The sequence below is a fragment of the Paenimyroides ceti genome (assembly GCF_030409925.1).
The window spans coordinates 1-13,220 of sequence record NZ_JAUFQU010000039.1 but is presented as its reverse complement, the minus strand read 5'-3'; the positions used below and the strand labels follow the sequence as shown (position 1 = coordinate 13,220).

Below are 13,220 nucleotides of genomic sequence, written 5' to 3'. Positions count from 1 at the left end.
GAAAAAGTCTACCCGTTTCTCAAAATCAAAAAGATTATAAACCCGGAGAGATTGTCACATGGATGATTCAGGATAAGATGCCACATATAGGCATTGTCACGCATAAAAAGACAAAAGATAAAAAACGCTATTTGATTGTACATAATGTAGGTGGAGGTCAGGTATTGGAAGATTGTCTTTTCCGATACAAGATTACAGGACATTATACCTATGGATATTAAAAAATCGGTTCTTACAGAACCGATTTTTTATTTATTGTAATATTAAACAGATAAAAGATTCTTGACTTCGTCAAAATCCAATCCTCCGTAATTCCCTGAACTCATTAACAACAAGACGCTGTCTTCAAATGATGTTTGACTCAAAAATGTTTTAAATGCAACAGGATCCGTAAATACAATAAGATCTTCTCTGTTAAAAGCTTTTTCAATCTGCTCTTTAGAAATTTCTTCAAGTCTTTTAATCGCAACCGCATCAGGTGAATAAAATACAACCGCTATATCTGCTGCTGTCAGGCCCCATCATATTCTGAAAGAAATTCTGATTCAAGCTCGAATACGTATGTAGTTCCAGACAGGCAATCAGTTTTTTTTCAGGATATTGCTTTTTAACTGCCTGAGTAGTTGCTTTTACTTTGCTTGGTGAATGTGCAAAATCTTTATAAGCTACAGATGAGGATGTTTCTGCAATTTTTTCCAGTCTTTTTGCAGCACCTTTAAAACTTGCAATGGCTTCATAAAACTCAACTTCATCAACCCCCATATTTTGACAAATCCATTTTGCTCCGGCCAAATTGTTGAGATTATGATCACCAAACACTTCAATCGGCATTGCCCCGTCTGGTGTTTCAAGATATGTTTTCCCTTTGCTTAACGAATATTCTGGGGTATTATACGCTATTTTACGGATAGGTTTTTCAGAAGCCTCTACAATTTCTTTTACCACATTATCTTCTTCATTATAGATGAGAATACCGCCATTAGTAATCTTGTCAATAAAAATACGGAACTGATCAACATAATTTTCAAAAGTCGGAAACACATTGATATGGTCCCATGCAATACCACTTATCAGAGCAATATTGGGCTGATATAAATGGAATTTCGGACGCAAGTCAGTAGGAGAAGATAAGTATTCATCTCCCTCGAGTACAATAAAATCATTGTCATCAGTAAGATGAACCATATTTTTAAACCCTTTTAACTGAGCACCCACGAGATAGTCAACAGAAATTCCATGATAATTAAGTACGTGTAAAACCATAGAGGTAATAGTAGTTTTACCATGAGAGCCTCCAATCACTACCCGTGTTTTTTGTTTTGAATGCTCATATATAAACTCAGGGTAAGAATATATTCTCAACCCGAGCTGCTGTGCCTTCAGCAACTCCGGATTATCTGATTTGGCATGCATTCCCAGAATAACAGCATCTATCTCTTTATTAATTTTTTCAGGAAACCATCCCATTTCCATCGGTAATATCCCAGCGGCTTCCAATCTTGATTTTGACGGTTCAAATACGGCATCATCGCTACCGGTTACTACATCTCCTTTATCGTGCAAAGCCAGCGCTAAGTTGTGCATTGCACTTCCGCCTATAGCTATAAAATGTACTCGCATTGTTATTTTATTTAAGTTTTATATTCCTAAATATTTTCTGAAATATCCGCATTCGTTGATGACATCCTGATAATACTTAGTATCAGCATATTTTGTCTGCAAGTCTTTGAATCCCTGCCATTTTTTTATCATTATCTCTCCATACCCATAGTAATAATCTCTGGAAAAATATTCTTTATTATAAAATTCGTTGCGCTCAACCTTTGCTAAAAGATAAGACATTTTAGCTTTCTGTTCATTTGTCTGCGCTGCTTTTAACGCCATTTCATAATATTTTCTAACCTGTTTCATGGACATCAGATACGGTTGATTATAGGCACTTATACCATTACCATATTCTCCGATGATTTTGTTGTAATAGTAAGTACGCGCATTACCAAAATAACTGGCATTATAAAAAGCATTACCTACCAATAATGCATTGTTGTACACATCATCACCAGCTTTTATTTTATCCTGCATTTCTTTTACCTTTTTCAAAAATGAAATTTTTGTATAGGTAACGGTCTGCTTTGCCATGTGATCGCAATCATTACAATCTTTTATTTTTCCGTTAAACGGATTACCCGGCAGTATGAGATCTTTATAAAGAATCGTATATTCTGTATTATCATAATAAGTACCTTTCGCGGTTGTTGTTTTTTCCATCTCAGCAATGGCAGCATCTACTTTATCCTGATAAAAAAGATAAATTGCATTGCTCTCATTGATATCACTTAAATTATAATCATATAATCCAACAAACATTTCTTCCCATGCTGTTTTATTTTTTCTGAGAAAGAATTGTTCCATTGCAGCTACATTATCCTTTACTAAATAATAAGAACGGTCTGAATTGACCAATTCTGCCATTAATGGATTTTTATTACCTCTGTAAACAGCAGATATATATTGTTTAATCCATGAGGAAGCATAATTATATCTGAACGGACTATCATAAGTATGCTGTTGCGGAACTTCATAGAATAACCAGTTCAAATCAGTAATCAAAGTAGATTGTGCTTTATCATCAATTGTCTTTATCTGAGAAACTTCATTAATCAAATTGAACAACCTTGCTTCATTTTTTATATTTTTATCATTTCCAGCTGTTTTTAAAGCTTTGTCAAATAAGGATTTTGCTTTCTGATGCTCTCCCTGGAATATATTTAAATATCCCGCTGCCATATTCCACAAAGCCGGGTTGTTTAATTTTTCCGGTTTTGATGCTACATCATTTATCCATGTTAATGTTTTCTGGTCGATTTTACCTTTGATTTCTTTTTGGTATTCAGCTGTACTTTTGAGGCTTTTATCCATAAAAACATTAATAGCACTTTCCTGAATATTTACCCAGCGTGTGAGAAGATAATCAATATGAGGACTTTTAGGATTGAGTGCATATATTTCTTTCATACATGCAGCTTCATCCTGATAATAACCGCTCATAGCCCATATAGCGGCTTGTATATCCTTATCTTTAGTCGATGCCAATGCTGTATTGAGTTCTTTCTTATCCATCGGACGGAAATTATACAGGGTTTCATGTCTTAATTTTGGCTCTCTATTAAAAATTTCTGCATAATATAGATTAGCTTTTATAAAATCTTTCTGTGCATGATAAGCTCCTGCAACATAAGACAAAGCTCTTGAGTAAAGTAAATTTTGAGGCTGTTTTGCCTTTGTTTCCTCAAAGAAACTAATAACAGATGCCCGGTTGTCAGAATAAAATTTTGCTTTTAGTACCTGAAACCACATACGATTGGCAAAAAACTCATCGCCTTTGTCTACCTTTTTATAAAATTTTTCTACTTCATCTACAATGGACTGACTGGCATTTTCTATTACCCGGTTTTCATAATTCCAATAATCATAGGTCTGCGTTGAATAATCTTCGATCATTTTTGCATAGTACAGAAAATCTAAAAACTTTTTTACTTTTTTATCAGATGTATTCAGAGATGATGATAATTTATTTTTTGAGTTTTCATGAAATCTCTGGATATCCATATTCAATGAGTCAGTAATAAGATATGCTTTCAGTGTTGCTGACGGCACTGTATTTCCTAAATAATTTTTCCAGTCCTGTACAATATCTTCATTGTGTTTTGAAGTATAATTACTCAGGTAATCATTGTTATAAAATCGCTCATAAGGCGAGTAAAACAATGGTTTATATGAGTTATCAACAAAATACTCCGGTGCAAAAGATGAGGAATAATCATATCCCCACCAACCATCTGCACATCCGTAAGCATATACGCCTGCAGTTAATGTAACGACACTGCTAAAAATCAGTGACCAGTTTTTTAAAAAATTCTTTTTCATAGCTATTAATATTCTTTTCTTCTAAATCATAAAAAATAATCTCTTTCGGGCTATCCGGTATATTGTCAGAAATATCACGGACCATCTGCTGTAAATCTTCAGCTTCAATTTGCTCAATTTTCATCTGATCCCTTGTTTAAAGAATTTACCGAAATAGGTACCTGCTTTTTTTACAAGAAAACGATTTTTATCTTTTCTTTCAAAAGCAGCGTTTTTTTCAAGGTCTTCCCTGCGTATACGACTGAGTAAATTTATTACCTTTCCATCTCTGCTGTGTATTAGCCATGAATAAATAGGTAAAGCCACATTAAGCTTTAGTGGATAAGTTTTTAAAGAACCTATATACTTTCTGGCAATCGAACCGTCATAAATTGAATTCAATGAATCTGGAGCAATACTTCCCATATTATAATACATAAGCACCCCTTCATCAACATCCGGAATTCCGGTTTTACGATGGTGTTTAACTTGATGTAAACGAATGGTAGACGAAATTTTTAATTCCTTTTTCTCTTTAATAAAATGAATAAAAGAAAAATAGCGTTCTTTACTTTTCAATGACCAGTCACAATCAAACTGAATTTCCTTTATATCGATTTTATACCTATTATTTATCTGTTCAATATAGCGTAAGACATTATCTGCCAGATCGTTCAAATTCAATTTAGCATTGAGCATTACTTCATTTTTGATATACACAACAGGAACAATTTCCACATCCGGTATAGTATCATTGAAAACAACGGCAGTCAAAGGAATAGCTACATCACCTTTGAGTGCTACATCAAAATAGCGTATATAAAGTTTTTTTACGTCTAAATTTTGCATCAATTCTTTCTCAGAAGGTTTTAAAGTGAAATTAGTCTTCCAGTAATAAAAAGATGTTGCAATATCATTTGGTTGTTTTACGCATCCAAACACAATAAACAGCACTAACAGCAACAACCATTTTTTCATAGGTTAAAGGTACATCTTGTTTAAAATATAGCAAAAATATGTATCGCAAAATTACAGTAAAATCAGACAATAACACAACCATACGACAAACAATATTTAAAGTTAAATTTTGAAAAATAAACCAAAACAACCATTGTTTTCCAACATTTTTTCCCTAAATTTATATATTATCTTTTCTTTTCAGAAAATATTTTTCAATGAAAGTTTGATAGTAAATAAAACAAAATCCATGACAAGTAAAATTATTGGTGTAGGAAACTACATCCCTTCAGAAACAATTACCAACTTATTTTTTGATGATCATCATTTTCTGGATGAAAATGGAAATACCTTAAAACATGACAATGCAACCATTGCAGAGAAACTAAAAGAAATAACCGGAATTGAAGAGAGGCGTTATGCATCAAAAGACATGGTCACTTCTGATCTTGGCTTTATTGCAGCGAGAGAAGCACTGAAAAAGTCAGAGATTGATCCTGAAACGCTGGACTATATAATATTTGCACATAATTTTGGAGATGTCCGTTTTGGTACAGTTCAATCAGATATGGTTCCGAGTTTAGCTTCCCGTGTAAAACATGAGCTGGGAATTAAGAATAATTATTGTGTGGCTTACGATATCCTTTTTGGTTGCCCGGGGTGGATCGAAGGATTAATTCAGGGAAATGCTTTTATTAAAGCCGAAATAGCGAAAAGATGCCTTATTATAGGTGCAGAAACCCTTTCAAGGGTAGTTGATATCCATGACAGAGACAGTATGATTTATGCTGACGGAGCCGGAGCTGCCGTTATTGAATTAAGTGAAGACAACACTGGTGTACAATCGCATTTAACAGCTTCTTTTACTCTGAAAGAAAAAGACTATCTTTATTTCGGCAAGTCCTATAACTCTGAAAGTTCTCCTGATATCAAGTATATCAAAATGAACGGAAGGAAAATATATGAATTTGCATTAACCAACGTACCTTCAGCAATGAAAAAGTGCTTTGATGCCAGTGGCTTTTCTATTGATCAGCTGTCAAAGATCATCATACATCAGGCCAATGAAAAAATGGATGAGGCCATTGTAGACAGGTTTTTTAAGCTATACGATAAAGCCACACCTGCTGACATTATGCCCATGGTAATCAGCAAACTCGGCAACAGCAGTGTAGCTACAATTCCTTCACTGCTTACTATGATTTTTAATCAGGAGTTAGAAACACACAGCATCAATCCCGGAGATGTAGTATTATTTGCCTCAGTGGGCGCAGGAATGAACGTGAATGCTTTGGTATATAAGTTCTAAAAAAATAGCGTCGGTATATGATACCGACGCTAATGAAATAAAAAATATATCTTTATTACTTTCTTTTCACATTTACTGCTACTAACCCTTTTTGTCCACGCTCAACATCATAAACAACTTTATCGTTTTCACGAATATTATCTAACAACCCTGTGTTGTGAACAAAAACATCTCCATTACCATCTGATGGAGAAATAAATCCGAAACCTTTAGTTTCGTCAAAAAATTTAACTGTACCTTCTTGCATTATGCATTATTTATATTAATGATTCAAAGATAGCACTTTATTATCACACCACAGCTTTTTTTTAAAATATTTTCAATACATTTTTTAAAAAGGTTCTTTTTTTTTAAATACTTATAAAATATTTTATGCTTTTTTCAAACTATACCAATACACTTATGATTAATACAATGAAGTGCTATTTATTTTTATATACAAATAAAAAGTAAAAATGAATTACTAAGAATACGCTGTAAAAAATATACTGTATCATTCTCTCATGCACCAATAATGTCGGAACGACAAAAAAAGCAATCGTATTAATAATAAAAATTATATTCAGTTTTTTTGATTTCATCTATTTTGTTTTTAATCTGCCCATACATTTCTTATAATCCCTATCATTTCTCCCTATACATATTTCGTATTTCAACATAGTTGCTGCACCTGCAACTAACCCTGGCCATATCCCAGCACCTGCAGCGATAACTGACAAACCTGCCTCGATAAGAAAATCTTCTCTACAGTCTGAATATCCATCTTGCCAATCTTCTAAACATTCTTTTTTCGACCCATAAGAAATCACTAAATCGGTTTTTCGTAATTCAAACATTTCAACTTTAAATTTAGCAAATATCTCCGTTTTAGATATATCTTTATTACCCGTAGCATTAATTTCTTTTAATATTAAATCATTTATATCCTTATGTAATCTTGGATACACTTCGGATACACTTCAGCTACAGCTTTAACATTTTCTACTTTATCGAGTTTCATTTCACTAATAAAATCAATAAATTGTTTATCATTATTAAAATTATATTTACCAGGATCAAAAGTCTTGAAAAACACCTCGTTTTCTCCAATAAATCGTGAAAGTGTATAATAAGCTTTAGCGTAATTTTTGATTAAATTTTCTTCTGACAAAGATTCTTTACTATATGTTGCAGTTTTTGACTCAAAATTATCATTACTACAAGACTATAAATTAAAAAGCTATTGAGACAATCACAATAACTAAAGTTGTTTTTTTCATTATATTCATTTAAGATCGTTTTTAAGCAGGAATCGTTTTCATAATTTTGACCTGTAATTAGTAATTAATACACATAGTTATACCGCTACACTCGTTGATCTTAGTTATATCTAAAACCAAAATATTATTTCAATAGTGCTATATTAAATAAAAAAAAATATTATTCCTAATAATGTTAATTAAATTATTATTATCAATTTATTTATGCATAAAAAACCCGGTAATATTAAATATCACCGGGTTTACGACCAAACAAAATGTTTAGCAGATTACTTTATTATCGTACGATGGTCATCTCATCTATCAGATGTTTTGCACCAGCATATTTATCAATGATAAATAATACATAACGAATGTCTACACTAATGGTACGTTGCAATTTAGGGTCAAAAATCACGTCTCCTGCCATAGCTTCGATATTTCCATCAAATGCAAGTCCGATTAATTCTCCTTTTCCATTTAATACCGGCGAACCTGAATTTCCTCCTGTTATGTCATGATCTGTAAGGAAGTTTACAGGCAAATATCCTTTTTTATCAGCATATTGTCCATAATCTTTTGCATTGTATAAGTCAATCAAACGTTTTGGATTTTCGAATTCTTCGTCTCCTACTTTATTTTTAGCAATCGTTCCTTTTAAAGTTGTATACCAGTTCTCATCAGCATCATTTACTTTATTTCCTCGTGGTAATCCGATTACTTTTCCATAGGTAAGACGCAAAGTTGAATTCGCATCAGGATAGTATTTTTTATTTGGATTTGCTTTTCGTAAACCATCTACCAATAATCTGAAAGATTTTTGATAATCATTTTTTAAGGTCTCAAGATTTTCTGGGTTTTCTCTGTATTTTGTCAACAAATCAGAAGATAATTTATACAGCTCATCATTTTCAACAATCGATTTATCCGGATTGTCTAAATAAGCCATCATTTTTTCTTTAGATGAAAATACACTCTTATCAAATGCTTTTGACACATAAGCTGTATAATCAAAATTTGTTTTCTCTCCTAATTCTTTTACATAAGGCGCTATTGCATACCCGGTAGATTTGGTAGCGTATAGGTTTAACTGTTTTGCCAGCATTTCGCTTTCTAAAGGACCATAAAATTCTTTATAGGTTTCTTCAATTGCTTCCATCAGACTTGGTTTCATCTCAGCACGTTTTGCTGCATTAGATTCAGCATAAACCACTAAAGCACGCCCAAAACTATAAGGTAATGCTGCCAAGTTAGAAGTACGTAAAATAGTCATCAGATAGTTGTCATGACGTGCTTTTTCATTGGTCGCACCATAATATTTATTGATGTCTGCCACTACGTTTCCGAAAGTTGCTTTATTTTCTTTTTTATTAGCCCATTTGTTGAACTCAGCTTCTTCTTTATGCTTTGTTGCCGCTGTCTTGTGAGCAGTCAATGCATCAATCATACCCTGACGGTTTTTCCAGTAGTTGGCAACTCCAGCATATTTACTTGCATAACGAAGTCTAACTTCATCACTTTTGTCCATATACTTTTTCATCACATCCATTCCCAGTTTAGAACCTTCTACCCAAGCAGGATATGCAAATTTTACGTTTTGTTCAATTCCGGCTGCTGGCATCCAACGGTTGGTACGTCCGGGATAACCTAAAATCATAGAGAAATCACCTTCTTTAATTCCTGCTAAAGAAACAGGCAAGTGGTGTTTCGGTACCATTGGAACATTATTTGGAGAATATTCTGCAGGATTACCATTTACATCTGTGTAGACACGAAAGATAGAGAAATCTCCTGTATGACGAGGCCATTCCCAGTTGTCTGTATCTCCACCAAATTTACCGATCGCATTTGGAGGTGTTCCTACCAGACGCACATCATTATAATCCTGATAAACAAAATAGTAATATTCATTTCCTTGAAAGAACGAACGAACCGAAACGGTATATTTTCCACCTTCGTTGTTTTCCTGTTCAATTTTTGCAATTTCCTGATTGATTGCTTTTTCTCGTTCAAGCTCAGACATTTTATCATTTACTTTTGATAAAATTCTTTTGGTAACATCATCCATTCGAACAAAGAAACGAACGGATAAACTTTTTGGTTTACGCTCATCTGCTCTTGTTTTTGCCCAGAATCCATTCGTAAGAATATCATCTTCAGGAGTGGCTAATTCAGCAATTTTATCATATCCACAGTGATGATTGGTTAATACCAATCCCTGATTTGAAATAATTTCTGCAGTACAGCCTCCATCAAATTGCACAATAGCATCTTTTAATGAGTGATTGTTGATACTGTAGATTTCTTCAGAAGTTAACTGAAGTCCCATTTTTTGCATGTCGCGATGGTTCAGACGCTCGATGAACATCAAGAACCACATTCCTTCATCAGCTTTTACTTTTACCGGAAAAGCTAAAATAACGGCTGTGAAAATTAATAGTAATTTTTTCATTGTTATAGATTGATTAAAAAATGTAAACTCTCTATTTTATTAGAGAGTTATACTTTATATATTGTCTTTTTATTCTTTTAGAATAAATAAGTCAGTGATACATTTAACAGATTCGGTCTGTTTTCTACCTGATACTCGATATTATTTTTATCCATAAAAGTAGACCCCACTTTACCTAATCCAAATTCGTAACGTGCATTGATCAGTAATTTAGAAATTTCAACTCCTGCACCAATCTGAAAACCGACATTAAACTGATCCTGTTTCGCATTTACGATGTCTTTCAGAGAGTTTTTATCATCTAAATAATAAGAGAATACCGGTCCTACCTGAGCGTGTGCTATTCCAAGAAATTTCTTTCCTATGTTTACAGGAATATCAATACGCTGTTTGGTCACTTTGAATGACTGTCCATTAGCATCGTCAAATTCATTTTTAAACGAAGTATATAAAACTTCTGGCTGCACATAAAAACCTATAAGACTGATTCTGGATAATACCCCGGCCTGAAAACCTGCGCTTCCTTTTCCTTTAGCATCAACTGCATTGGTAAAGGACTTAATAGCTCCTTTATCTGCGTTGTAAACCATACCTGCTTTGATACCAAAATCAAAGCTCTGCGCTGAAACAAAATTAGTTGCAGCCAAGAATAACATACTGAACAAAAGTTTTTTCATAATCTTATTTTTTTTTAATACTCTTACAAAGATAATTTTTTTAAGCATTTTCTTTATACTAAACGCAGGGTTTAAATCTCTTTTCCTGCAACTTATCAGAAACACTTTAATTGTTAAGCATTTTCCAAAGACGGTCTTTCAGTTCTGTCAACCCTTGCTGGGCCACAGAAGAAATAAACATATACGGTATACCATTAAATTCTTTGTCCAATTGCTGTTTCATTTCAGTCTGTAACTCCTCATCAAGCATGTCTGATTTAGAGATTACAATAAGTTTGTCTTTATCTAACATTTCCGGATTGTAGCGGCGAAGCTCATCTAACAGTATATCGTATTCTTTCTTTATATCGTCTGCATCTGCAGGAATCAGAAATAATAAGGTAGAATTACGCTCAATATGTCGTAAAAAATAATGCCCTAATCCTTTTCCTTCTGCTGCACCTTCAATAATTCCGGGTATATCTGCTATTACAAATGATTTAAAATCTCTGTAAGCCACAATTCCTAAATTTGGTTTTAAAGTAGTAAACGGATAATCAGCAATCTTAGGTTTTGCAGAAGTTAAAACAGAAAGCAATGTAGATTTTCCTGCATTTGGAAAACCAACCAAACCTACATCTGCCAAGACCTTCAGCTCAAGGATAATATCAAGCTCCTCACCCGGTATTCCAGGCTGAGAATATCTTGGGGTTTGGTTCGTTGCACTCCTGAAATGCCAGTTACCCAATCCGCCTTTACCGCCTTTAGCCAATATTTTTTTCTCTCCGTGTTCTGTAATCTCAAATAATACTTCTCCTGTTTCCTTGTCTTTTACAACAGTTCCCAAAGGCACTTCTATCATTTTATCTTCACCATCAGCGCCTGTACTTCTGGCACTACCCCGTCACCACCATGACCTGCCTTTATATGGCGGCAAATTTTAAGTGATAAAGTGTCCACAAACCTTCATTTCTACAATATACACGTGACCACCACGTCCGCCATCACCTCCGTCAGGTCCGCCTTTTTCAATAAACTTTTCTCTATGTAAATGCGTAGATCCTTTACCACCTTTTCTGATGCAACATATATCTTTACGTAATCTACAAAATTTCCTTCTGTCATTCTATTTATTTTCCGTCTGCTATTCTTTAAGCAAACTGATTCCTATTTTATCTATTTTTACTCCACTGGAGGCCAATACCTCCAACTTAATGAAATGATACAGGACGGGATTCTGACAAAAGAAGCATTTCCTGAACTTCCTCCACGTGTAGAATATTCTCTTACTGAATTAGGGGAAAATTAGTTGAGGTTCTATGGAAACTCAATGATTGGGGATTATTATTACTTGAAAAGGAGGACTGCAATTTTCAGAAAAAATAACTTTTTCTGAATCTTTATACTTTTATTTATTTTATAAATTAAGAACGGATTCCCCAATTGAATGGGAATTCCCCATTTATGCTCAAAACAAAATAAAACATAAGTAATTAAAAATCAATAAGTTAATACTTATATTTCACTATTTACCGCTATTGGTATGATTATTCTATATGTATAGTAATAATAAATTAAGAATCGTTTTTGCACATCTTGTCAGATACAATTGGGGTTTAAATATATCTATCATCTTGATTTAAATTTGTAGGCATCAGCTATTAAAGCCAAACGCAACTGACAATTGGCATATAACGCTTTTTATAAGAGAGAGACAATATAATTGTCTCCTTTTTATTTTAATAGATAAATGACTATAAAAAGATTCTTCCATTCCAAAAAACAAAGTATAAGCTTTATCCTCTCACTGGAATACTCTTGATAATCTTATATAAAAAAAGCCAACCGTAATGGTTGGCTTTTTCAATTTTGATGTTATTATTTTTTCTCGGATAAACCCCGTGTCAACCATCCCCTTCTTCGGCCGTAGCAATTGCATACGGTGTAATCCAGAATAAGGTAAAAGCATAAAATATACTATATGGATACGCCAGAATGACTCTGACCAAGTTGTGTATTTTGGCATAAAAGAATACTGTATGCTTGAAAAGATAAAAATACTCAACAAAGTTGCACTAAGGAATAATACGGTTGTGTTACAATAAAATCAGCATAAGCAATGTGAACGGATATGCCAAAATCACATTTAACCATTGGTTAAGCAATAATATTCGGGGGCCGGCAGTCGATTCTTTACGGAATTTTGTAAAAGCGAATTTGCTCATCATAATATTTTCACGCACATTGCTTCGTTCCCATCGTATAAACATCTTATAAAGACTTTTATATTTTTCAGGAATATTAGTCAATACATAAGCATTTTTCTGAAACAGTACATGATATCCCTGTTTTAATATCATATTGGTCATGGCACGGTCTTCACCAATATCTGTTGGCTGTCCCATAAAAGTCTGATTCATCCATTCGTCAAGACAATTCATAACAGCCTCTTTTTTGTAAGCAGCCAAAGCTCCGGTGTACATAAAACGGTACCTATAGAACTTTGCGCAGACCGCATGAATTCAAACTGAAAACAAAACTTACATTCAGCATTCTTGGAATAATGCTGATTTATCATTTAATACCCTAACGTTTCCGGCTACAGCGCCACATTTATCGTTGCCAACAAACGGACTTACCAGATTTCTCAGCGTATCTGCTTTAACAATAGAATCACTGTCAACAGTAATGATACCTCATTT

The 13,220-nt window shown here is 33.6% G+C and carries 12 protein-coding genes and 3 pseudogenes; 4 read left to right on the top strand and 11 right to left on the bottom strand.

The genetic code is table 11. The features are described from left to right. Positions 1-221, top strand: a 221-nt coding sequence (locus QW060_RS21320) for a DUF1287 domain-containing protein (RefSeq protein ID WP_290365102.1), incomplete at its 5' end; no start/stop codon positions are given. Positions 222-263: 42 nt separating this feature from the next. Here the strand turns inward: QW060_RS21320 and QW060_RS21315 are convergent. The 4 genes and pseudogenes from QW060_RS21315 to QW060_RS21300 all read right to left on the bottom strand — a co-directional run bounded on the left by QW060_RS21315 (position 264) and on the right by QW060_RS21300 (position 4,884). Next, positions 264-1,620: pseudogene (locus tag QW060_RS21315) on the bottom strand (UDP-N-acetylmuramate--L-alanine ligase). 18 nt (positions 1,621-1,638) lie between these two features. After that, positions 1,639-3,927, bottom strand: coding sequence for a hypothetical protein (locus QW060_RS21310; RefSeq protein WP_290362075.1), 2,289 nt, complete (start codon positions 3,925-3,927; stop codon positions 1,639-1,641). Further along, positions 3,887-4,051 carry a hypothetical protein gene (locus QW060_RS21305; RefSeq protein WP_290365101.1) on the bottom strand — a complete coding sequence of 55 codons (165 nt, stop codon included), beginning with the start codon at positions 4,049-4,051 and terminating at the stop codon, positions 3,887-3,889. Before QW060_RS21305 ends, QW060_RS21310 begins: the two co-directional genes overlap by 41 nt. After that, complete coding sequence (locus tag QW060_RS21300; protein ID WP_290365100.1) at positions 4,048-4,884, bottom strand: hypothetical protein; 837 nt, start codon at positions 4,882-4,884, stop codon at positions 4,048-4,050. Before QW060_RS21300 ends, QW060_RS21305 begins: the two co-directional genes overlap by 4 nt. Before the next feature lie 229 nt (positions 4,885-5,113). Here QW060_RS21300 and QW060_RS21295 point away from each other — a divergent pair, with 229 nt between their 5' ends. Further along, entirely contained in the window at positions 5,114-6,172 is a 1,059-nt protein-coding gene (locus tag QW060_RS21295; protein WP_290362073.1) for a 3-oxoacyl-ACP synthase III family protein, read from the top strand. 55 nt (positions 6,173-6,227) lie between these two features. Here QW060_RS21295 and QW060_RS21290 read toward each other — a convergent pair whose 3' ends face one another. From QW060_RS21290 to obgE, 6 genes and pseudogenes are all read right to left on the bottom strand, one after another. Further along, the gene (locus tag QW060_RS21290) at positions 6,228-6,419 is read right to left on the bottom strand and encodes a cold-shock protein (protein ID WP_290362072.1); all 192 of its coding nucleotides are present in this window, start codon (positions 6,417-6,419) and stop codon (positions 6,228-6,230) included. 334 nt (positions 6,420-6,753) lie between these two features. After that, entirely contained in the window at positions 6,754-7,119 is a 366-nt protein-coding gene (locus QW060_RS21285; protein ID WP_290362071.1) for a hypothetical protein, read from the bottom strand. Further along, entirely contained in the window at positions 7,092-7,322 is a 231-nt protein-coding gene (locus tag QW060_RS21280; RefSeq protein ID WP_290362070.1) for a hypothetical protein, read from the bottom strand. Before QW060_RS21280 ends, QW060_RS21285 begins: the two co-directional genes overlap by 28 nt. A 386-nt stretch (positions 7,323-7,708) precedes the next feature. Then, positions 7,709-9,862, bottom strand: a complete 2,154-nt coding sequence (locus QW060_RS21275) for a S46 family peptidase (RefSeq protein ID WP_290362069.1) — start codon at positions 9,860-9,862, stop codon at positions 7,709-7,711. 77 nt (positions 9,863-9,939) lie between these two features. Then, on the bottom strand, positions 9,940-10,539 hold the full coding sequence (locus QW060_RS21270) for a porin family protein (protein WP_290362068.1): 600 nt from the start codon (positions 10,537-10,539) through the stop codon (positions 9,940-9,942). Between the two features lie 106 nt (positions 10,540-10,645). Next, positions 10,646-11,551, bottom strand: a pseudogene (gene obgE / locus QW060_RS21265) (GTPase ObgE). A 46-nt stretch (positions 11,552-11,597) separates the two neighbouring features. Between obgE and QW060_RS21260 the strand changes: the two are divergent. Both QW060_RS21260 and QW060_RS28125 read left to right on the top strand, forming a co-directional pair. Then, positions 11,598-11,741: a hypothetical protein gene (locus QW060_RS21260; protein ID WP_290365099.1), complete on the top strand. Its 144-nt coding sequence runs from the start codon at positions 11,598-11,600 to the stop codon at positions 11,739-11,741. Then, positions 11,738-11,827: a winged helix-turn-helix transcriptional regulator gene (locus QW060_RS28125; protein ID WP_317623222.1), complete on the top strand. Its 90-nt coding sequence runs from the start codon at positions 11,738-11,740 to the stop codon at positions 11,825-11,827. Before QW060_RS21260 ends, QW060_RS28125 begins: the two co-directional genes overlap by 4 nt. Before the next feature lie 569 nt (positions 11,828-12,396). Here the strand turns inward: QW060_RS28125 and QW060_RS21250 are convergent. Further along, a pseudogene (locus tag QW060_RS21250) lies at positions 12,397-13,208 on the bottom strand (glycosyltransferase); the annotation flags it as partial. Between the last annotated feature and the right edge of the window lie 12 nt (positions 13,209-13,220).